Source organism: Catenulispora rubra (assembly GCF_015356825.1).
Classification (GTDB): domain Bacteria; phylum Actinomycetota; class Actinomycetes; order Streptomycetales; family Catenulisporaceae; genus Catenulispora; species Catenulispora rubra.
This window is the reverse complement of the sequence record NZ_JAACYW010000202.1, coordinates 1-21,125: the sequence shown is the minus strand read 5'-3', so window position 1 is coordinate 21,125 and position 21,125 is coordinate 1. Positions and strand designations below refer to the sequence as shown.

Annotated in this window: 18 protein-coding genes and 1 pseudogene; 6 read left to right on the top strand and 13 right to left on the bottom strand. The window is 71.9% G+C overall.

Annotated elements, in window-relative coordinates; translation table 11 throughout:
• Window positions 1-182: 182 nt before the first annotated feature.
• Genes hpnH through hpnC form a run of 7 tightly spaced genes read right to left on the bottom strand, consistent with a single transcriptional unit; the run spans window position 183 to window position 7,975 of the window.
• The gene (gene hpnH, locus GWK61_RS37855) at window positions 183-1,187 is read right to left on the bottom strand and encodes an adenosyl-hopene transferase HpnH (protein ID WP_194916520.1); all 1,005 of its coding nucleotides are present in this window, start codon (window positions 1,185-1,187) and stop codon (window positions 183-185) included.
• A 39-nt stretch (window positions 1,188-1,226) separates the two neighbouring features.
• Window positions 1,227-1,877, bottom strand: a complete 651-nt coding sequence (locus tag GWK61_RS37850; protein ID WP_194916519.1) for a phosphorylase family protein — start codon at window positions 1,875-1,877, stop codon at window positions 1,227-1,229.
• The gene (gene shc, locus GWK61_RS37845; RefSeq protein ID WP_323747937.1) at window positions 1,874-3,787 is read right to left on the bottom strand and encodes a squalene--hopene cyclase; all 1,914 of its coding nucleotides are present in this window, start codon (window positions 3,785-3,787) and stop codon (window positions 1,874-1,876) included. The genes GWK61_RS37850 and shc overlap by 4 nt, the downstream gene beginning before the upstream one ends.
• Window positions 3,788-3,799: 12 nt before the next feature.
• Complete coding sequence (locus GWK61_RS37840) at window positions 3,800-4,816, bottom strand: polyprenyl synthetase family protein (RefSeq protein ID WP_194916518.1); 1,017 nt, start codon at window positions 4,814-4,816, stop codon at window positions 3,800-3,802.
• Entirely contained in the window at window positions 4,813-6,162 is a 1,350-nt protein-coding gene (gene hpnE / locus GWK61_RS37835) for a hydroxysqualene dehydroxylase HpnE (protein ID WP_323747936.1), read from the bottom strand. The genes GWK61_RS37840 and hpnE overlap by 4 nt, the downstream gene beginning before the upstream one ends.
• Entirely contained in the window at window positions 6,159-7,046 is an 888-nt protein-coding gene (gene hpnD / locus GWK61_RS37830) for a presqualene diphosphate synthase HpnD (RefSeq protein WP_438939803.1), read from the bottom strand. Before hpnD ends, hpnE begins: the two co-directional genes overlap by 4 nt.
• A gap of 5 nt (window positions 7,047-7,051) precedes the next feature.
• Window positions 7,052-7,975, bottom strand: a complete 924-nt coding sequence (hpnC, locus tag GWK61_RS37825; protein ID WP_194916517.1) for a squalene synthase HpnC — start codon at window positions 7,973-7,975, stop codon at window positions 7,052-7,054.
• A 215-nt stretch (window positions 7,976-8,190) separates the two neighbouring features.
• Here hpnC and GWK61_RS37820 point away from each other — a divergent pair, with 215 nt between their 5' ends.
• Window positions 8,191-8,913 carry a polysaccharide deacetylase family protein gene (locus GWK61_RS37820; RefSeq protein ID WP_194916516.1) on the top strand — a complete coding sequence of 241 codons (723 nt, stop codon included), beginning with the start codon at window positions 8,191-8,193 and terminating at the stop codon, window positions 8,911-8,913.
• Window positions 8,914-9,125: 212 nt separating this feature from the next.
• Here GWK61_RS37820 and GWK61_RS37815 read toward each other — a convergent pair whose 3' ends face one another.
• From GWK61_RS37815 to GWK61_RS37805, 3 genes are read right to left on the bottom strand one after another with little or no spacing between them, the layout of a single operon-like run.
• Window positions 9,126-10,214 carry a glycosyltransferase family protein gene (locus GWK61_RS37815; protein WP_194916515.1) on the bottom strand — a complete coding sequence of 363 codons (1,089 nt, stop codon included), beginning with the start codon at window positions 10,212-10,214 and terminating at the stop codon, window positions 9,126-9,128.
• 18 nt (window positions 10,215-10,232) lie between these two features.
• A complete protein-coding gene (locus tag GWK61_RS37810) occupies window positions 10,233-11,162 on the bottom strand; it encodes an NAD-dependent epimerase/dehydratase family protein (RefSeq protein WP_194916514.1) in 930 nt (309 codons plus the stop codon).
• A gap of 13 nt (window positions 11,163-11,175) precedes the next feature.
• Window positions 11,176-12,300 carry a DegT/DnrJ/EryC1/StrS family aminotransferase gene (locus GWK61_RS37805; protein ID WP_194916513.1) on the bottom strand — a complete coding sequence of 375 codons (1,125 nt, stop codon included), beginning with the start codon at window positions 12,298-12,300 and terminating at the stop codon, window positions 11,176-11,178.
• Between the two features lie 498 nt (window positions 12,301-12,798).
• Here GWK61_RS37805 and GWK61_RS37800 point away from each other — a divergent pair, with 498 nt between their 5' ends.
• The 3 genes from GWK61_RS37800 to GWK61_RS37790 all read left to right on the top strand — a co-directional run bounded on the left by GWK61_RS37800 (window position 12,799) and on the right by GWK61_RS37790 (window position 14,880).
• Complete coding sequence (locus GWK61_RS37800; RefSeq protein WP_194916512.1) at window positions 12,799-13,266, top strand: hypothetical protein; 468 nt, start codon at window positions 12,799-12,801, stop codon at window positions 13,264-13,266.
• Between the two features lie 157 nt (window positions 13,267-13,423).
• Entirely contained in the window at window positions 13,424-13,969 is a 546-nt protein-coding gene (locus GWK61_RS37795) for a SigE family RNA polymerase sigma factor (protein ID WP_194916511.1), read from the top strand.
• On the top strand, window positions 13,966-14,880 hold the full coding sequence (locus GWK61_RS37790; RefSeq protein WP_194916510.1) for a hypothetical protein: 915 nt from the start codon (window positions 13,966-13,968) through the stop codon (window positions 14,878-14,880). The genes GWK61_RS37795 and GWK61_RS37790 overlap by 4 nt, the downstream gene beginning before the upstream one ends.
• A gap of 16 nt (window positions 14,881-14,896) precedes the next feature.
• On the opposite strand, the gene GWK61_RS37785 is transcribed toward GWK61_RS37790, so the two are convergent.
• Window positions 14,897-16,459, bottom strand: a complete 1,563-nt coding sequence (locus GWK61_RS37785; RefSeq protein ID WP_194916509.1) for an MFS transporter — start codon at window positions 16,457-16,459, stop codon at window positions 14,897-14,899.
• Between the two features lie 140 nt (window positions 16,460-16,599).
• Here GWK61_RS37785 and GWK61_RS37780 point away from each other — a divergent pair, with 140 nt between their 5' ends.
• Together GWK61_RS37780 and GWK61_RS37775 are read left to right on the top strand one after the other, a co-directional pair.
• Window positions 16,600-17,229 carry a TetR/AcrR family transcriptional regulator gene (locus GWK61_RS37780; protein ID WP_194916508.1) on the top strand — a complete coding sequence of 210 codons (630 nt, stop codon included), beginning with the start codon at window positions 16,600-16,602 and terminating at the stop codon, window positions 17,227-17,229.
• An 82-nt stretch (window positions 17,230-17,311) separates the two neighbouring features.
• Window positions 17,312-17,926: pseudogene (locus GWK61_RS37775) on the top strand (aldo/keto reductase); the annotation flags it as partial.
• Between the two features lie 178 nt (window positions 17,927-18,104).
• Here the strand turns inward: GWK61_RS37775 and GWK61_RS37770 are convergent.
• Both GWK61_RS37770 and GWK61_RS37765 read right to left on the bottom strand, forming a co-directional pair.
• Window positions 18,105-19,973 carry a glycoside hydrolase family 6 protein gene (locus GWK61_RS37770; protein WP_194916507.1) on the bottom strand — a complete coding sequence of 623 codons (1,869 nt, stop codon included), beginning with the start codon at window positions 19,971-19,973 and terminating at the stop codon, window positions 18,105-18,107.
• A 127-nt stretch (window positions 19,974-20,100) separates the two neighbouring features.
• On the bottom strand, window positions 20,101-21,117 hold the full coding sequence (locus tag GWK61_RS37765; protein WP_194916506.1) for a LacI family DNA-binding transcriptional regulator: 1,017 nt from the start codon (window positions 21,115-21,117) through the stop codon (window positions 20,101-20,103).
• Between the last annotated feature and the right edge of the window lie 8 nt (window positions 21,118-21,125).

Below are 21,125 nucleotides of genomic sequence, written 5' to 3'. Positions count from 1 at the left end.
CGCCGGGGGTTTATCGGTGGTTGGAGGGGCGGTTCGGGGGGTGAGAGCACCGCGCGATCAGATGAAAGCCGTGCTCTGACGAATTCCGCGCGCGAACCGCCGCCAGCAGATACCGAACCAGCGTGCCGTAGTTCTGTTGAAGCGGCGGTGCCCGCACTGTCGCTTGGGCACCGCCGCACGCCTCACGCCTCCCGCAGCGCCCGCACCGACTCCCGCAGCGAACCCAGCGTCGCGAACACCGCCGTCGGCTCGTACCCGCAGTGCGCCATGCAGTTCGCGCAGCGCGGGTCGTTGCCGCGACCGTAGCTGTCCCAGTCGGTCTCCTCCAGCAGCTCCTTGTACGTCGCCGCGTAACCGTCCGACATCAGGTAGCAGGGCTTCTGCCAGCCGAACAGCGAGTAGCTCGGGATGGCCCACGCCGTGCAGGGGAAGTCGGTCTTGCCCTCCAGGAAGTCCAGGAACAGCGGGCTGTGGTTCAGGCGCCAGCGCTGGCGGTTGCCGTCGGCGAACGCCTTGCGGAACAGCTCGCGGGTCTGCTTCACCGGCAGGAAGTGCTCCTGGTCCGGGGCCTTCTCGTAGGCGTAGCCGGGGCTGATCATCATCTGGTCGACGCGGAGGTCGTCGTTCAGGTAGTCCAGGATGTCGATCACGTCCTGGGGCGAGTCCGTGTCGAAGATGGTCGTGTTCGTCGTCACGCGGAAGCCGCGGCGGCGCAGTTCGCGGATGGCTGCGACGGCCTCGTCGAAGACGCCTTCCTTGCAGACCGACTCGTCGTGCCGTTCGCGCAGGCCGTCCAGGTGGACCACCCAGGTGAAGTAGCGCGAGGGCTTGAAGCGGTCCAGCTTCTTGGGGATCAGGAGCGCGTTCGTGCACAGGAACACGTAGCGCTTCATCTTCACCAGCTCGTCGACCAGCTCGCCGATCTGCGGGTGCATCAGCGGCTCGCCGCCGGCGATGGAGACCATCGGCGCCCCGCACTCGCGCATCGCGGCGAGTGCCTGCTCGACCGGCATGCGCTTCTTCAGCTCGTCCGCGGGGTGCTGGATCTTGCCGCAGCCGGCGCACGCCAGGTTGCAGGCGAACAGCGGTTCCAGCTCCACCAGGAGGGGGAACTTCTCGCGGCGGCGCAGCTTGTTGCCGAGGATGTAACTTCCGATGCGGATGCTCTGGCGGACCGGCATTCCCATGTTCCGCGCCTCCTTGCGAATCGATCCAGCGATGGTTCTTCAGACGTGTTCGAGCGCTGTGGCCCAGTGCTGTAGGACGGCCCCGATGGCTTGCAGCCTCTTGCGGGCGGTCAGGCCCGCGCGCAGCGTCGACGGACGGACCAGGGGGTGGTCGGGGGTGTCCACGACGACCCGGACCACCGCGAACGGCCGACCGCGAGCGGTCGCGACGAGGGGGAACGACTCCATGTCCACCGTCGTCACGCCCTGTCCGGCCAGCCGGGTCAGGGCCTCGGAGTTCGCGACGTGGTCGACGGTGGCGATCGGGCCGGTGACCACGGCAGGCGTCTTCCGCCCGGCCGCGTTCAGACCGTGCGCGGTGTGCGGCTCCGGCGCCTCGGCGAGCTCGGGCTCCAATATCAGGTGCTGTTCCAGCGCGAACGCGATCGAGTCCGCCCACGGGCACTCGATCACCTGCTCCCCGCGCCGCACCTCGTCGGCGACGACCACGTCCCCCGGTTTCAGGCAGCCGTCGGTGGCGCCGCCGAACCCCGCGACGGCCAGCACGTCGTAGGCCGGATCCCGTTGCGCGAACTCCTCGGCGCGCCGGATGCCCATGCCGACGCGCTCGACCCGCAGGCCGTCGGTCTTCAGGGCCCGGGCTTCGATGCCGAGCGCGGCGCAGACGAGGAGGTCCGTCGAGCCAGTCATGACAGGGCCTTCACATAGCGACCCAGGGCACTGATCGGGAAGACCAACCGGTACAGGTGGTAGTTCAGGTAGAAGTCGCCGGGGAAGCCGGTGCCGGTGTAGTGGTCCTCGTCCCACGTCCCGTCAGGCCGCTGCGTCCGGATCAGGAACCGAACGCCGCCCTCGACTAGGGAACTCCGCTCCTCCCCCGCCGCCAACAACGCCAGCAGCGCCCACGCGGTCTGCGAAGCGGTCGACACCCCGCGCCCGACCCACCGCTTGTCCCGATACGAGCGCAGGTCCTCGCCCCAACCGCCGTCGTCGTTCTGGTGCTCCTCCAGCCACCGAACCGCCCGGCGGATCATCTCGTCCTCCGGATCGACGCCGGCCGCGACCAAAGCGGGGACCACGGCGCCGGTCCCGTACACGTGGTTGGCGCCCCAGCGCCCGAACCACGACCCGTCGCTCTCCTGCTCGCGCACCAGCCAGTCCAGCGCGCGCCGCGAGGCGGTCGAGCCGCCGCGTCCCAGCGCCGCGTACGCCTCCAGCGTGTGCGCGGTGACGTCGGCGGTCGGCGGGTCGATGACCGCGCCGAAGTCGCAGAACGGCAGCTTGAGCGCCAGCGTGCGGGTGTTGTCGGCGTCGAAGGCGCCGTAGCCGCCGTCCTTGCAGGCCATGCCCTCCAGCCACTCGACGCCGCGACGGATCGCGGGGGCCGCGTCCGGGTGCGCGACGCGGTTCAGCGCCAGCAGCACCTCGGCGGTGTCGTCGGTGTCGGGGTAGCCGTCGTTGTCGAACTCGAAGGCCCAGCCGCCGGGGACGACGTTCGGGCGCCGCACCGACCAGTCGCCGGGGTTGGTGATCTCCTCGCCGAGCACCCAGTCGGCGGCCTCGACCAGGGCCGGGTGGTCCGCGGGCAGGTCGGCGTCGCGCAGCGCGGTCATCGCCAGGACGGTGTCCCACACCGGGGACTGGCAGGCCTCCAGGCGGCGTCCGCGCTCGTCGCGGATGATGAAGCCGTTCAGGCCCTCGATGCCCTTGCGCATCACCGGGTGGTCGACGCCGTAGCCGAGCAGGTTCAGCGCCATCAGCGAGTACACCCACGGCGGCTGGATTCCGCCCCAGGACCCGTCGGCCTCCTGCCGGGCGATGATCCACTCGGCGGAGCGGCGCAGGGCGGCGTCGCGGAGGGAGCGCAGCGGGCGCCGCTCGTAGACGTGCAGAGCGCGGTCCAGCGTGGTGAAGAAGCCGCGCTTGGCCGGGGTGCGGCGGCCGGTCCGCAGCTCGCTGAGGTCGAAGCCGAGCTCGCGCACCGGACGCAGGGCGTTGACGATGGTCAGCGGCACCACGGTCTGCCGGGCCCAGCAGGCCCAGTCGTAGACGTTGAGCGGGAACCACTTCGGGAGATAGATCAGCTCCGGTGGCATCACCGGCAGGTCCGACCACTGCCATTCGCCGAACAGCGCGAGCCAGATCCGGGTGAAGACCCGGCTGCCCTCGATGCCGCCGGACGCCAGGATGAAGGTGCGTGCGGCGGTCATGTGCTCGGCGGTCTGCGGGTCGCCGGCCATCCGCAGCGCCGTGTAGGCCTCGATGGTCGTCGACAGGTCGGCCGGGCCGTCGAAGAAGTTGGCCCAGGTGCCGTCGGCGCGCTGCTGGGAGCGGATCCAGGCGGCGGCCTCGGCGGTCTCCTCGGCGGTGCGGATCCCGAGGAACTGGCGCAGCAGCAGGTCCTCGGCGTCCATCGTGACGTTCGTCTCGAGTTCGCCCTTCCACCAGCCGGCGCTGTCCTGCAGGCCGAGCAGGTGGTCGGCGGCGGCCTTGAGCGTCGCGGCGGCCTCGGAGGGTCCAGAGGGCCCAGAGGCTCCGGGGGAACCGGAGGAGTCGGAGGACCCGCTCGCGCTGACGGCCTGGTCGATGACGTCTGTCACGGGTATCCCTACCTAGTTGTCCCGATGGGTGACGAAGCGTGCGACGGCGAGGAACTCGTCCCGCACGTCGTCGGGGATGTCGGCGGAGTCCAGCCGGTCCTGCGCGGCGGCGATCCGGGCGTCGGCCGCGCTCTCGGCCCAGGCCCGGCCGCCGGCCTCCTCGATCAGCGAGGCCGCCTCGATCAGCTGCGGCTCGGTGAGCGGTTCGGACTGCGTGTAGAGCAGCGCCAGCCGCGCCGCGGCCGGGGTGCCGGACCCGAGGGCCGCGGTCACGGGCAGCGATTTCTTGCGCGAGCGCAGGTCGTTCAGCACCGGCTTGCCGGTCACCTCCGGCCGGCCCCAGATGCCGAGCAGGTCGTCGATGAGCTGGAAGGCCAGGCCGAGGTCCTCGCCGAACCCGGACAGCGCCAGCGCCAGCCGGTTCGGGGCCTCGGCCAGCACCGCGCCGATCGAGCAGGAGCAGGCGAACAGCGCCGCGGTCTTGTCCATCGACATCACGGTGCACTCGTCGAGGGTGACGTCGGTCCGGGTCTCGAAGCCCAGGTCCAGCGCCTGGCCGGCGATCAGCTTGCGGGTGGTGGCGGCTATGTGGCGGGCGGCGCGGTGCGCGCCGGCGGTGCCGCGGTCCAGCAGCACCTCCTCGGCCAGCGCCAGCAGCGCGTCGCCAGCCAGGATCGCGGCCGGGACGCCGAAGACGGTCCAGGCGGCCGGGCGGTGCCGGCGCATGCGGTCGTTGTCCATGACGTCGTCGTGCAGCAGCGAGAAGGCGTGCACGAACTCGACCGCGACCGCGGCCGGCACCACACGCGCCATGTCGGCGCCGGCGGCGCGGCCGGACAGCAGCGCCATCGCCGGTCGCAGGGCCTTGCCGCCGGTCGGGCCGTGCGGCGCCGAGCCGTCGGCCTCGACCCAGCCGAAGTGGTACGCCGCGACCCGGCGCATCCGGGGGTCCAGCCGTTCGACGGCGGCGCGCATGGCCGCCTCCACCATTTCGCGGCCGGCGGTCACGGCGTGCGGGACGACTGTCATCGGTCGGTGCCTTTCTGCAAGTGGCGACGGCACAGAGCGGCGGCCGTCAGCCCGCTGCGCACCGCGCCCTCCATGGTGTCGGGCCAGCCCGTGGCGGTCCACGCGCCGGCGAGGAAAAGCCCTGGTACGCCGGTCGCGGCCGGCGGGCGCAGGGCCGCGGAGCCCGGGGCCTGGCGGAACGTCGCGTGCCGTTCGCGGGTGACGAAGAACTCGGAGACCTCCGCGCGCCGGGTGCGCGGCAGCACTTCGGCGAGCGCCGGCAGGAACGCCTCGCGGATCTGCGCGACCGGCGCGTCGATCCACTGTCCGGCGGCCGAGACGACGCTGCTGACGTACTGGCCGTGGGGCTGGCTTTGATTGTGGTTCTCCCCGAGTCCGGCAGATGTGCGGTCGAAGACCCACTGCACCGGCGAGTCGACGACCGCGGCGAAGGAGGTGTCCATCACCGGCCGGTCGTAGAGCACGTGCACGTCGACGATCGGCGAGGACGCGAGTCCGGCCCAGCGCTCCCGGTCCGGGCACGCCGCGGCGGGCACCAGCGCGGCGGCCGCCGGGTGCGGAACCGCGACGATCACCGCCTCGGCGTCCACCGGGAAGCCGTCGACGACCAGCCGGGTCCCGGAGACGACCTGCTCGACCTTGGTCTTCAGGTGCACGCCGCGCAGCTTCTTCTCGGCGGCGCGGCCGTGCAGCTCGCCGAGGGGGATGCGCGGGACGCCGATATCGGCGGCCGTCGAGCTGCCGAGGAGCGCGGTCTGGATCACCATCGCCGACAGCCCGAGCGAGGCCTCGTCCACGCCGCAGTTCAGGGCGGCGGTGACGAACAGCTCCCACAGGTAGCGGCGGGTGCGGTCGTCCTGGCCGTGCTGGTCGAGCCAGTCGCCGAGGCTGATCGCGTCCAGGGCCGGGTCGGCCGGGTCCAGCTTGCCCATCGCCAGCGAGGCCGAGGCGGCGCGCAGCCGCTCGGCCGGGGTGAGCAGGGAGTACTTGGCCAGGGCCGGGAGCAGATGCAGCGGTCCGGGCAGGCCCGTGCGGCGCAGGCGGGCCGCGGGCCGCTCGTCCGGGGTCAGGACCCGCAGATCGAAGCGGTCCTGGATGTCGATGCCGTCGCCGGTGCCGAGGCGGTCGAGCAGGCCGCGGTAGGCGGTGAAGGCGCGCAGCATGACGTGCTGGCCGTTGTCGACCGTCAGGTCCGGGCCGCCGTCCGAGCCGGCGCGCTGAAAGGAGTGCGTGGCGCCGCCCAGGCGCGGGCGCGCCTCGTACAGCTCCACGTCGATCCCGGCTTCCTGGAGCGCGACGGCCGCCGAGATCCCGGCCAGGCCGCCGCCGACGATCGCAACGGTCACGGCGTGACCCCCGCCAGCGCGCGGGCCGCGACGACGCCCTTCTCCCAGGCCGGGAGCGACATCCGGGAGTTCAGGGCGCTGATCGGCTGCTCGGCGATGCGGATGAGCAGGCGCCGGTAGATGCCGGCCATCGCGGCCGTGCAGGCGGCGCTGCGGCGGTCCAGGAGCGGCAGCAGCTTCAGGCCGGTGTCGTACCAGCCGCGGGCGACTGCGGCCTGGTCGCGGATCAGGGCAGCGAGGTCGGTGTCGTCGTCGACGAAGCGGCCGTGCTCGTCGATCTTGAGCGTGCAGCCGTGCCGGACCAGCTCGTCGGCCGGCAGGTAGACGCGGCCCATCAGGCCGTCCTCGCGCACGTCGCGCAGGATGTTGGTGAGCTGGAGCGCGACGCCGAGGGAGTCGGCGTAGGCGGAGGCCTCCTCCTGGCGTGCGGGGTCGACGCCGTAGACGCCGAGCGAGAGCCGGCCGATGGAGCCCGCGACGCAGCGGCAGTAGAACGTCAGCTCGTCGGGGGTGGCATAGTCGGTGCCGCGGACGTCGGCCTCGCAGCCGTCGATGAGCTCGTCGAAGGCGGCCAGCGGGATCGGGTGCTGCTGCGCGGCGTCGGCCAGCGCGACCAGCACCGGGTCCTCGGGGCGTTCGGTGAGGTGGTGCAGGTCGTCGCGGGCCACCGCCAGCTGCGCCAGGCGCTCGCCGCGGGTCTCCGAGCCGTCGCCGATGTCGTCGACGCGCCGGGCGAAGGCGTAGACCGCGGACAGCGCCTGGCGCTTGGTGGTGGGCAGCAGGCGGATGCCGTAGGCGAAGTTCCGGGCCCGGGCGCGGACCACCCGTTCGCAGTATTCGTAGGCTTCTTGCGCGCCTGTGTTCACCTGGTTCAACTGGGTCACTCGGGTCACTTGGCCACGTCCCTTCCGAGGATCAGCAGAGCTTCGCCGAGCGTCCGCGCGCGGCTCGGGCGCAGGCGGGCGGCGTGCACGTCGTAGGCGCCGCCGCTCAGCGCCGCCAGGGTGGCGCGGCCGCCGGCCAGGTAGCCGGCGACCGCGACCCGGGCCCAGCCGTCGAGCTTGCCGATCAGCGGGGCGCCGGCGTCCAGCAACTCGGCGGCGCGGTCGGCGTTGCGGGCCACCACGCCGCGCAGCCTGGTCGGGGTGGTCGCGGCACCGAGGTCGGCGTCGGTGCAGCCGAACAGCTTGAGGTCGGTCGCCGGCAGGTAGACCCGGCCGTCGGCGAAGTCCTCGGCGACGTCCTGGCAGTGCTCGATGACCTGCAGCGCGGTGCAGATGTGGTCGGACAGCGCGATCCGTTCGGGGGACGCGGCGTCGAACACGTGCAGCACCAGGTGCCCGACCGGGTCGGCGGACAGCGCGCAGTACTCCACGAGCTGTTCCCAGGTGGCGTAGCGGTGGATCTCCTGGTCCTGGCGGTTGGCCTGGACGAGCTTGCGCAGCGGCGCCTCCGGGATGCCGTGCTCGCGCGCCACCAGCCCGATGGCGCGCAGCGCGGGCAGCTCCGGGGCGGTGCCGGCGAAGATCCGGTCGATGTCCCGGTCGACAAGGTCGAACAGCCGCCCGCGCTCGGCTGGCGGCGCCTCGTCGCCGATGTCGTCGATCAGGCGGGCGTAGCGGTAGACGGCGCCGAGCGCCACCCGGTGCCGGGCCGGGAGGATCCGCAGCGCCACCGGGAAGTTCTCCCGGATGGTCCGCTCGGGCGGCATGGCCGGGTCGCCGGTACCGGGACGCGTGGCACCAGGACGCGCGGCACCCGCCGCCCGCGGACCGGGCCCGCTAGGGGTGTCGAGCCGGCTGGCCTTCAGCATCAGTGGAATCCCTTCGCCTCTCCAGCAACGCAATCAGCACTCGGCCCTCCCGTCCCCTTTTCCTGATCCATTCGAGGGTCCCCAACCGCCCGCTAGGCGGAAAGGTGTTGATTCTGGGTTCATTCGGGGGGTCATTCGGAGGTCATTCGGAGGTCCGCGCCGAGGGGTGATCGGCCACCGGGTGTGATCGGCGCAGGCACGGGAAAGTCCCCGGCATGCGTTCGGCGGCGGTCGCGACCACGGGCGCGGCGATCGGCGTGGCCGGGCTGGCCCTGGCGCACATCGGCCCCGCCGCGAGCTGGCTGCCGCCGGTCCGCGACCGGCTGATGCCGGGCCTGGCGGCGCGCGGGCGCGCCGACCACGTGGCGCTGACCTTCGACGACGGCCCCGACCCGATCAGCACGCCGCACTTCCTGGACCTGCTGGACGAGCTGGAGGTGCGCGCGACGTTCTTCGTCCTGGGCTCGCGGGTGGCGCGGCATCCGGAGGTGGTCGCCGAGACGGCGGCGCGCGGGCACGAGGTGGCCGTGCACGGATGGACTCACGACCCGCAGTGGCTGCCGCATCCGCAGCGGGACGTGGCAGAGCTGCGGCTGGCCAGGGATGTGGTGGAGCAGGCGAGCGGGGCCCGGCCGGTGTGGTTCCGGCCACCGTTCGGGGTGCTGACCACGGGATTGTGGCGGGCGGCCCGGCGCGCGGAGCTGCGGCCGGTGCTGTGGGGGGCGTGGGGAAAGGACTGGGAGGAGCGGCGGACGGCCGCCGAGGTGCAGCACACGGTGCTCGGCGCGGTCGGCGGCGGGACGACGGTGCTGCTGCACGACACCGCACCGGACGGGCAAGGGGAGGCCTGGCGGACGACGCTGGAGGCGGTGCCGGGGATCGTGGAGAGCTGCCGGCGGGCCGGGTGGGATGTGGGTGCGCTGACGGAGCACTTCTGAGACCGGCTCCGGAGGGATTAACTCTGTTGGCGTAGCCGCGACGCTGCACGACAAGCCGCGAAACAACCAGCCGCCGCACATCAGCTCAGCCCGACGCTGCTCAGCGCCGCGCCGAAAGCCGCCTCCCACGACCTGCGCACACGCGGGCGACAGCGCGCTGAACGTCGCGCCGCGCGGCACTAATTCTTTCGGAGCAACCGCCGCGCCGCACATCAGCTCAGCCCCACACCGCTCAGCGCCGCGCCGAAAGCCGCCTCCCACGGCCCGCGCTCTGCGCCGATCGAGGGAGGCGGCGTGGGCCTTTCCAACCCGGCCAGTGCCGCGCGCACCACGTCCTGGGGCGCCGCACTCGTCACGTCCGCGTGGCCGAGTTCCAGCTCGTGCTGCACGTTGTCGCGGCCGTGGCCGGGCACCACGTCGAGCAGCAGCAGGCGGCGTCCGATGGCCCGCGCCTCGCTGCACGTGTCCCCCGAACTGGTGACGATGAGATCGGCCGCGGCCATCAGCGCGGGCACCCGATCGGAGTAGCCGAGCGCGTGCACGCGAGGCTCCCGCCGCTCCACGGCCCGCAGCCGTGCCTCCAACTCCCGGTTGTGTCCGGCGACCGCCAACACGTGCACCCCGGCCGCGCCCAACGCGGCCGCCGCAGCGGCAACCGGCCCCAGTCCCCAGGCCCCTGACATCAGCAGCACGCATCGCGCGTCGTCCGGAACCCCGAACTCCTTGCGCGCCTCCTGCTTGGTCGGCGGCGCGTAGAAGGCCGGCCGCAGCGGAGCCGGAACCACCGCGATCCCCGCGTCCGGCCGGTACCGCCGCACGCCGGCCGCCGCGGCCTCCGACGTCACCAGGAACAGGTCGGTGCTGTCGTGGACCCACAGGCGATGCGGCGTGACGTCCGTGCAGAACACCAGGTGCGGCGGGACCGCGCCGCCCTCGCGATGCACGGCGTCCACCGCGCCGGCGGCGGTGGCGAACACCGACACCACCAGGTCAGCCGGCGAGCCTTCCAGCAGCTCCCGCACCCGCGGCGCCAGCCGCGACACGGCCGCCTTCTCGGTGTACCGGGCCAGGCGGTTGCCCGGCCGTAGCGCCGAGAAGTGGAACGCGTCGTACACCCCGGGCACCGCCAGCAGCCGCCGGAACACCGCCTCGCCCGCCGCGCCGGAGCGCCGGCCGAGCAGCGCCATCGCGTCCACGGTGGCCGTGGTCCAGCCCCGGTCGTGCAGCGAATCCGCGCAGGCTGCCGCCATCACGTCATGTCCCTGCCCCAGGGACCCGCTCAGCAGCAGCGCGTGCGGCATGGTCGCGAGCCCCGCGCCTCAGCCGACTCGACGTTCTTGACCGGCCCGCAACCACTCGACGTAGCGCCGCACGCCCTCGGTGAACCCGGTCGTCGGCGACCAGCCCAGCAGCCGCTTGGCCTTGGCGTTGGAGATCCGCGTGCCGTCGTAGTCCGCGGCGCGCGCCGGGACCTGCTGCACGGTGATCGGGCCGAGCAGGCCGTCCACGGTGTCGGCGATCTGCCGCACCGAGATCGGCGTGGTGCCCTCCAGCGCGATGGTCTCGTCCTCGGCGGTCGGCGACAGCGCGAGCACGTGCGCGGCGGCCAGGTCCCGGACGTAGACGTAGTTCCGGGTCTGGCGGCCCTCGCCGGCGATGGTGATCGGCTGGCCGGCGAGCGCGGCCTGGACGAACTTCGCCACGACCAGGGCGTCGCGCATGCGCGGGCCGTACGGGATGCCGTAACGCAGGATCGTGAAGTGCTGTCCGTACAGCTCGCGGTAGCTCTGCACGGCCATCTCCGCGGCGAGCTTCGTCGCGACGTACAGGTGCCCGCTGCGCCGCAGGTCGAACGGCACGTCCTCGGTGAGCTCGGCGTCGCCGCCGTCGGCGTGCGCCGCCCCGTACACCCACACCGTGCTGGCCAGCACGAACCGGTTCATCCCGGTCTGCCGCGCGGCCTCCAGCGCGTTGCCGGTGCCTTCGACGTTCAGCCGCAGCGCGCGCACCGGATCGGCGGCGACCTCGTTGACGTCCGCGGCGGCGGCCAGGTGGAACACCACCTCGCCGCCGTCCAGCGCGCCGGTGAGCTGCGCCAGGTCCAGGATGTCGGCCTGCCGGTACTCGGCGGCCGGGTTGAGCTTGCTGATCGTGTTGTCCACGACCACGACCTCGTGGCCGGCCTCGACCAGCGCGTCCACGACGTGCGAACCGATGAAACCGCAGCCCCCGGTGACGACCGTGCGCATCAGTGGGCTCCTTTCAGCCGAACATCTCGCGGGACACGGTGGTCACCGCGGTGAGGACCTGGTCGACCTCGTCGTCGCGCATGTCGGAGTGCACCGGCAGGCAGACGTGCCGCGCGCAGACGTCCTCGGCGACCGGCAGCGAGCCGTTGGCGTACTTCATCAGCACCGGCTGCTTGTGCAGCGGCAGGTCGTAGACCTCGCCGGAGAGCCGCACGGCGAACCGGTCGGCGACCTCGGTCTTGAACCTGGAGCGGTCGGCGCCGGCCGGCAGCAGCAGGATGTACTTGTAGAAGTTGCTGACGCAGCCGGCCGGTTCGGTCAGCGGCGTGAGCGCGTCGATCCCGGCCAACGCCTCGGTGTAGCGCGCGGCGACGCTGCGCCGGTGCCTCACGAACTCGGCCAGGTGCTGGACGTGCACCGCGCCGGCCGCCGCGTTGAGCTCCGACAGCCGCCACGACGCGCCGTCGCGCACGTGGTGGTTCGCGGTGAACGCGCCCTTGCCCTGGTCCCGGTAGATCCGGGCCTCGTCGCGCACCTGGGTGTCGGCGGTGAGGATCATGCCGCCCTCGGCGCTGGTGGTGACCTTGGTCGGGTAGAACGAGAAGGCCCCGGCCAGCCCGAAGGTGCCGGCCATCCGGCCGTCCAGGCTGCACCCGTGCGCGTGCGCCGCGTCCTCGACGAGCGCCACGCCGCGCCGGTCGCACAGCGCGCGGACGGCGTCCACCTCCGGCGTGATCAGCCCGCCGATGTGCACCAGCACCACGGCCTTGGTCGAGGGCGTGAGCACCGCCTCGACGGTCTCCGGGGTGAGCGCGAAGGTCGAGGCCTCGACGTCGGCGAACACCGGCCGGCCGCCGGCGTGCACGACGGCGGCGGCCGTGGCGTAGAAGGTGTTCGACGGCAGCACCACGTCGTGGTTGGCGACGCCGACCACCCTCAGCGCGATCTCCAGCGCCGCGGTCCCGGTCGCCACCGCCACCGCGTGCTGCGCGCGGTGCGCCGCCGCGAAGGCGGTCTCGAAGCGCTCGGTGTGGGGACCGAGCGTCAGGGCGCCGGTGGCCAGGCTCTCGGCGACCGCCGCGGCGACCGCGGCGCGGTCGTCGGCGTCGAACACGATGCGAGCCGCGGGTACTGTCACTGCACACCTCCGAAGTACGGATGAAAGCCGCTTTCCCATGAAAGCTCTCGGGAGTGGTGTCAGCGACCCGAGCGGTCAAATGGGGTAAGTGGGGCTGCGGGGCCTCGGGGTTCGGCGGCTCGGGGCTCGCCGGAGCTGCGGGGCTGCGGGCTCCCGGGCGTCGGTGGCGAGGAGCAGGCGAAGGCCCAGCCTGGTATGGGAGGCGCGCCTGGCCCGGCAGGCATGTTCTTGTATCGATATAGCCCACTTGATCGATTTTTGGCTGCCTATTGACCTTGTGGCCCGAGAATCATGGATTCGCCCCTTGTCATCTCACGCGTGCGGTGCATGAATGAACAACGGTTCCGATCGCTGACTGACCGTCAGATTCCGCGCGCGAGGCGCGGGACTGGAGCCGGTTCCCGCGTGCGTCGGCGGCTCCCCGACGCGCGGCGCGTCCATCGCGCGGCGGCCGGCGATCCGGCCCGCCAATCCACCGCATCCCGGAAGGGAACAGTCATGCAGCTCGCCAAACTCTGCATCAGCACGGCCTCCGTCGCCGGCCTGGCCGTCGCCGGTGCGCTCGCCCTGGCACCGGCCGCGAACGCGGTCACCCCCGCCAGCGCGACCGTCTCGTTCAACTGCGGCTTCTTCGGCTCGGGCTCGGCGACCATCACCGCCGCCCAGGCCGGCACGACCGCCACCTTCACCCTCACCACCTCGGCCATCACCAGCCCGATCAGCATCGGCGCGAACTCGGTGACCTCCACGCTGACCATGACCGCCAACGGCGGCGGCACGGAAACGTTCACCGGCAGCTCCAACCCCGCCATCACCGCCGGCCAGCCGATCTCGACCGGTCCGCTGACCGGCACGGTCAACGCCGGGGACAGCCTGGAGGGGCATTCGCTGAACGTCGTCGTCTTCGGGATCTCGGTGACGTGCACGGCCACCTCGGCGCAGAGCCCCGGGCCGTTCCAGTTCTGATCGCGCACCTATTCTGATCGCACACTGATCGCGCACTGATCGCGCGGGACGTGGAGCTCCACGTCCCGCGCACACCCGGCCGCGTCACATCCATCCGACCCACCTGTCATAGTTCCGTGCCCCTCCCCGCGTCTTAGAGAGGTGAAAGGGGGACGGCATGGGAGTCGTTGACCAGCGTGACCGAAACGAAAGCGAGTTCCAGGACTTCGTCCTGGCCCGCCGCAGGGCGCTGATGCACACCGCCTACCTGCTCACCGGGGACACCGGCCGGGCGGAGGACCTGGTGCAGACCGCACTGGCGAAGGCGTACACGGCGTGGCGGCGGGTGCGGGACGTGGAGGACCCGGACGCTTACGTGGCGCGCATCCTGATCAACGCGCACGCCTCCGAGCGGCGGCGCAAGCGGGTCCGGGAGTGGCTTCCCGGGACCGTGCCGGAGTCGGCGGTGGCCGATCGGGCTCAAGCGGTCGCTGACCGCAGTGCCCTGATGGCCGCGCTGGCCTCGCTGGCGCCCAGGCAGCGCGCCGTCGTCGTCCTGCGGTTCTGGGAGGACCGCAGCGAGAGCGACGTCGCGCGCCTGCTCGGCTGCTCGGTCGGCTCCGTGCGCAGCCAGGCCTCGCGGGGCCTGGCGAAGCTGCGCGCGAGCCCGGAGCTGTCCCGCTTGTTCGATCACTCCGAAGTGACGGAAAGGTTGGGACGATGACCAGAACCACGAACGACCCCGGGGGCACAGCGTTCCCGGACGGCGAACGACTGCACGAGGCCTTCGCCGTGGAGATCGACCGGCCGGGGTTGGACGGACCCTCCTACGACGCCGTGCTGCGCAGCGGCAACGCCCGGCTGCGGCGGCGCCGGGTGACGGTCGGCGCGACGTTCGCGCTCGCGAGCGTGACGGCGGTGGCCACCGCGGTCATCGCCACCGGAGGCGGCGCGTCGCAGAACGTGAACACGGCCGACAGCCCGACGAACACCACTCCAGCGGCGGCGGGCACGACAACTACTCCAAGCGCTTCGACACCGGACGCTTCCACACCGGGCGCTTCGTCTTCAGCGGCCACAAGCACGACCGCCCCGACCTCCCCGTCGCACCTCCCGGACGCGGTCATCGCCTCGGGCACCCTCGACGGCCACGCCTGGCAGCTCATCCGCGAGTACACGCCCGACCCGGGCCCGCCCCCCGGCATCACCAGCATGCCCGGCGCCCCGGCGCACCCGAAGCTGCAGTGGTGCACCAGCCTGAACGTCATCGTGGACCGCGTCTGGACCGACGCCGGCGCGGGCGGCGGAGGCTGCGTGCCCCCAGGGCAGCAGGTGGGCGCGCCGTCGCTGACAAACCCCGGATTCACCTCCATCGCCATCGTGACCCCGCAGCACGTCCGGCTCGGCGCGGTCGTGACCGGGAGCATCAGTCCCCTGACCGCGTCCGTCACGGCGCAGTGCGGCGCGAAGTCGTTCACCGGCAAGCCGATCCAGCCGTCCGGGGACAACGTCGCCTACTACGCCTTCACCCTCCCGAACGGCTCGGGCTGCCAGACCGGGGCCCTGTCGTTCTTCGACTCCTCCGGCTCCCGCGTCGGCGCCATGTCCGGCGTGGCGTTCGAGGGCGGCAAGTAGCACGACGGATCGCATGTCAAACAGGAACCTCTCCCGACACCGGGCTCGCTGCTTGGGAGAGGTTCTCTGCACCGTCCCCCTTGCGCGGCGCCCGGATCGCAGCGAACACGGCACCGACGAGCAGCACCACGATCGCCGTGATGAACGCCGCGTGCGCGGCGTCGACGAACGAGCTCTGAGCGCTGTTCAGCAGGTTCTGCCCCTTCGGGCCGTACTGCGCGAGCCGGCCGGAAGCCTGCTTCACAAAGGCGATCGACGACTGCGCCCCGTCAGCGGCCGGCTGCGGCAGCCCGATGGTCGCGGCGGCGACGTGCGAACGGTACGTGGCACTCAGGGTGCTGCCGAGCACCGCGATGCCCAGTGCGCTGCCGAGTTCGCGCGACAGGTCGTTCATCGCCGAGCCGACGCCCTGCTTGGCGGCCGGCAGCGAGGAGACGATCGCGGTCGTCGCGGGCGTCCCGGCCAGCCCCATGCCCGTGCCGAACAGTGCCAGCCCGACCGCCAGGTGCCAGTACACGAAGTGCGTGCCCAGCGTCGTCATGACCGCCAGCCCCGAAGCGCCCAGCGTCAGCCCCAGCGGCAGCACGCGGTTGGCCCCGAGCCGGGCCGCGACCTTCGGCGCGTTGCGGGCCGTGGGCATCACGAACAGTGCCAGCGGGATCAGGCAGATCGCGGCGCGGAACGGGGACAGGTCCGCGACGTACTGCAGGTACTGCAGGAGGATGAAGAACAGGCCGAAGCTGCCGAAGAACTGGATCGTGATCACGCCGGAGCCCGCGCCGAACCCCTTGAGCCGGAACAGCCGCACGTCCAGCAGCGGCTCGTCCCGCCGCAGTTCCCAGCCGACGAACGCGGCCAGCGCCAACGCTCCGACCACGAACCCGGTGACGGTCAGCGCGTCGCCCCAGCCCCGGTCCGGCCCCTCGATGATGCCGAACACGATGCCCACCGCCGCCAGCAGCGAGAACAGGCCGCCCAGCGGGTCCAGCCGCGGCGCCTCGGCGTCCCGCGAGTTCGGGATGAACAGCAGCGTGCCGATCAGCGCGACGACCGCCAGCACCACGTTGAGCGCGAAGAACGAGTTCCAGGCGAAGAACTCCAGCAGCGCGCCGGACGCCAGCAGGCCCAGAACGGCCCCGCCCCCGGCCACGCCGACCCACACCCCGACCGCCCGACCGCGCTCGGCCGGCGGGAACGACGTGGTGATGACCGACAACGTCGTCGGCATGACCGCGGCGGCGCCCAGCCCCATCGCCCCGCGCAGCGCGATCAGCGTGCTCGGCGAGGAGACGAACAGCGCGCACGCGGCGGCAGCGCCGAAGATCGTGAGCCCGGCGACCAGCGTGCCCTTGCGGCCGTAGCGGTCGCCGATGGCGCCGGCCGGAAGCAGGAAGCCGACGAAGACCAGCGTGTACGCGTCGACGATCCAGATGATCTGCGTCTGCGAGGCGCCGGTGGCGGTGGACAGGTCGGGCAGCGCGACGTTCAGGCCGCTGACCGCGGACACGACCATCATCAGCGCCAGGGCGACGACGACCAGCACCAGCGTGCGGCCTCTTTTGGTGAGCTCGGGGGTCATGACGTCCTCACAGTGACGATGGAGACAGTGACGGATGGAGACAGTGACGGATGGAGCCGGAGCGAACCGGGACAGGTATTCTGTACGCATAGAATTCTGCACCCACAGAATTCTGCACGTCAAGAATTTCGGAGGACCCCATGGTGGAGACGGGTACGACCAACGCCAAGCGCGGCCGCCGAACCGACGCCGGCCAGGCGAGGGAGGCCATCCAGCAGGCCGCCCGGCAGCTGTTCGCCGAGCACGGCTTCGACCGCACCTCGGTCCGCCAGGTGGCGCTGGCCGCCCAGGTCGACCCGATGCTGGTGACGCACTACTTCAAGTCGAAGGCGGGCCTGTTCGCCGCGGTGGTGCAACCGCCGGTGGAGCCCCAGGTGGCCCTCGACTTCGTCCTCGCCGAGGGCCCCGACCACGTCGGCGAACGCCTGGCCCGCTTCGTCCTGCGCACGCTGGAGGACCCCGAGAGCCAGAAGTGGATCGTGGCCATGGTCCGCGCGGCGACGGCCGAGCCGGAGGTCGCGGCGGTCGTCCGCGAACGCATGGCAGAACCACTGGTGATCCCGCTGGCCACCGCCGCCGGCGGCGAAGACCCGGAGTACCGCGCGATGCTGGTGATCACGCAGCTGCTCGGCCTGGCGATGGGGCGGTACATCCTGAAGATCCAGCCGCTGGCCTCGCGGCCGGTGGAGGATCTGGCCGCGGACTTGGGCGAGACTTTTCAGCGGTATCTGACGGGGCCGGTCAGCGGGTCGGGGGCGGGTGAGTCGTAGCCCGAGTAGTAGCCCGAGTCGTAGCCCCTACGGCAGCACTCCCGCACGGAGGCCGTCGAGGATGAGCGCGAGCATCCGCGGCGACCTGGTGACGGCGGGCAAGGTGCGCTACCTCGGCGCGTCGTCGATGCCCGCGTGGGAGTTCGCGAAGGCACTGCACCTGCAGAAGCAGCACGGCTGGGCGCGCTTCGTGTCCATGCAGGACCACTACAACCTCCTCGCCCGCGAGGAGGAGCGCGAGATGATCCCGCTGTGCCTGGACGAAGGCGTCGGCACGATCGTCTGGTCGCCGCTGGCCCGCGGCCGCCTCGCCCGCGCCTGGGACGACGGCAGGTCGACCACGCGCTCCGAGACGGACGGCGCCTTCGCGGACATGCTCTACTCGCCCGAGCAGGAAGCATCGAACCGCGCGATCTCCGACGCGGTCGGACAGGTCGCGGCCGCGCACGGCGTCAGCCGCGCACAGATCGCGCTGGCCTGGCTGCGCCGCCAGCCGGTCGTCACGGCCCCGTTGGTCGGCGCCGGCACCGTCCGCCAGATCGACGAGGCGGTGGCCTCCCTGGACGTGGAACTCACCGATGAGGAGGCACGCGCCCTGCAGGCTCCCTACACGCCGCGGTACGACTGGCAGGGCATCTCGGACGAGGCCGAGATGGAAGCCATCCGCCGCCGCATTCCCGGGATGGCGCTGTCATGAGCCGCGTCGTCCGCTCCGTCCACTCCGTCCACTCCGGTACGGGTGATCACGACTGTCGAAACACTCGACGGCGCTACCGGAACGGGCCCGGTGCCGCGTGGCACCGGGCCCGCCCGGATCGGTCGCGCTTGCTCAATGAGTTGTCAACACTCGGTCAGCACCATCAGGTTCACACCGCCTACAGCGCGGGGTAGGCGTTTGCCACCTCCTGTTGGAATTCGGCGGCGAACCACTGCCCGGCCGGCACGTCGCCGGTGGACAGTGATCCGGTCGAGTAGGTCCCGCCGTTGCCGTCGGTGTTGGTCCCGTTCGGGTCGCAGTGCGGGTCGCCGTGCGGGTGCGTGGCGGTCACGTAGTCGCCGTCCGACTCCCCGGGCGGCTTGATCCACACGTACGCGATGATGTGGTTGGACGCGCCGTACGGCAGCACCGTGGGCCGGGCCCCGATGCCCGCGCCGGCCTGGTTGCACCAGTCGCCGCGGAACGGCCGCTGGTCCACCTTGTTGGCCGCGACGTAGGTGTCGACGGTGGTCGGCGAGGAGTTCAGCGCGGTCGGCCGGTTCGGACCGCCCCAGCCGTTGCGCGAGGTGTCGATGAGCATCCCGATGTTCGACGAGAAGCCCTGGCCGGTCAGCTGGGTGTACATCGCCTGGTCGTAGTCGTACTCGTCGAAGTACGGGTTGTACTGGTAGAACTTCGCCGAGTCCAGCGGGTTGCCGCCGACCTGCAGCGTGGAGTTCGGCAGGAACGGCTCGGTGGTCGGGGTGTAGTTGGCGGTGTTCGAGATGAAGCCGTCGATGCTGCCGAAGCCGGCCGTCGTGGCCCGGGCCACCTTGGCGTACTCCTGCGCCGCCGGGCCCATGTTGGAGGACCAGCCCAGCCACGCCGAGTGCGCGATGTCCACGTAGTTGTAGACGTTCGAGATCGCGTGCAGCTTGTTCAGCGCGTATTCGACCCCTGTCTCGTAGAACGGCGTCGCCGTCGAGCACGCGGGCTTGCTCTGGTTGGTGACCGCGTTCGGCAGCGAGTCCGGCTCGATGATCGCCACGATCCGGATGCCGGCGTACTTCGGGTTCGCCAGGATGGTGGAGATCGGGTCGATGTACTGCGACTCGTACTCCGTCAGCCCGGCCGCGGTCGCCGGGATCTCGCCGTTGGAGGCGATCGCGGCGCAGTCCCGGCCCGGCAGGTCGTAGACGACGACCTCGAAGGTGATCGGGGTCCCCGCCTGCTTCTGGCTCAGCGCCTGGTCCAGGTGCCACTGCAGGCCGTGGTGCACGCTGCCGGCGTCGCCGGCGATCGCGCCGATGTGGTCCATCCACACCGCGGTCGAGTAGCCGGCCATCTTCGCCTCGGAGGCCGCCAGCGTCGGGTTCGACTGGTCGGCGGCCACCTGCGCGTTGACCTCGCCGGTGTAGTCGGGGCTCAGATACTGCGAGGCGCCGACGAACGGGTTGACGACGTGGCCGCCGCCCCCGCCGCCGGTGCTCGGCGTGGTGGAGGGGGTCGTGGAAGGAGTGGTGGAGGGGGTGGTCGACGGCGTCGTCGAGGGGGTGGTGGACGGCGTGGTCGACGGGGTCGTCGAGGGCGTCGTGGTCGGCGGCGTCGACCCGCCGCAGGTGACCCCGTTGACCGCGAACGACGTCGGCGCCGGGTTGGTCCCGGAGTACGTGAAGTTCCCCGCCGGGGTCACGGACCCGCCGGAGGCCACCGCGCCGTTGTACGACGCGTTGGCGACGGTGACCGCGTGTCCGGACTGCGACCAGGTCCCGTTCCAGCCGTTCTGCAGCGTCTGGTTGCCGGCGTAGGAGTACGTGAGCGTCCAGTTCGTCCACGCCGGGCCGTTGTTCGTGATGGCCACCTGCGCTCCGAAGCCGCTCCCGGAGTCCCACGTCGTCGAGTACACCGCGGTGCACCCCGGTGTGGTCGCAGCGTTCGAACTCGCCGTGGTGAGCGCGGCGAGCCCGCCCGCGACCCCGAGCGTCACGGCCGCGGCCACGAAGGCGCTGGTGAGCCGTCGAGCCTTGCGATCATTGCCTTGTTCCATGAACTTCTCCTCTCTGTGTGTTGTGTCAGGTCTCTGTGTCTTGTGTCAGGCCCCGAAGAGCTGTCCGTGGACGCAGGGCGAGATGGCCGTCCCGCGGCACGGGACGGAGGTCGGTGTTCGGCGATGCTCAGCCGGAGTCGCGGACCACCAGCTCGGTGCGGAACACCGTCGCCGGAGGCATGTCGACCTCCCCGATGAGCCGCCTGGTGAGGTGCCGCGCCATCGCCTCGCCCATGTCCTCCACGGGCTGCCGGACGGTGGTCAGGCGGGGATCGGTGTGCAGGGCCAGCGGGGCGTCGTCGAACCCGACGACCGCGACGTCGTCCGGGATCCGCCGGCCGGCCCGCCGCAGGGCGCGCAGGGCGCCCAGGGCCATCAGGTCGGAGGCGGCGAACACCGCGTCGAGGTCGGGGTGGTGCTCCAGCAGCCGCTGCATCGCGTGCTCGCCGGAGGTCGGGGTGAAGTCGCCGTAGACGATGTTGCCGACGGCGCCGGCCTCGGAGATCGCGTCCCGGTAGCCGGCGCGGCGGTCGGCGCCCACCGCCATGTCCGGCGGCCCGGCGATGGACACCACCTTGTGGCGGCCGGAGTTCAGCAGATGCCTGACGGCCTCGTGCGCGCCCGAGCGGTTGTCGGCGTCGACGTAGGGCATCTCCCCCGGCGTCATCGGCCGGCCGGCGGCGATCGTCGGCACGCGCATCGCCCGCAGCATCGGGACCAGCGGGTCCCGATCGTGGGCGCTGATCAGCAGAACGCCGTCGGCGAGCCCCTTGGACAGGTAGCGCTCTACCGAGCCGTGGTCGGCCGGACCGCGCACCACCAGCAGCACCAGCTGGATGTCCCCGGAGCGCAGCGCCTGGCCGGCGCCGAGCAGGATCCGGGAGAAGAACGTGTCCGCGAAAAGGCGTACGCCGTCCTCGCAGACCACCGCGGCGATCGAGCTGACCTTGAAGCGGCGCGAGGCCCGGGCCCGCTGCCGCACGTAGGACAGCCGCGACACGGCGTTGTGCACCTCGGTGCGGGCGGTGCCGCTGACGCCCGCGGTGCCGTTGAGCACCCGCGAGGCGGTGGCCGGGGACACGCCGGCCAACGCGGCCACGTCGGCCAGGGTGGGGCGCGGACCCGGGGTGGCGGAACGGGTCATCTCTAAGT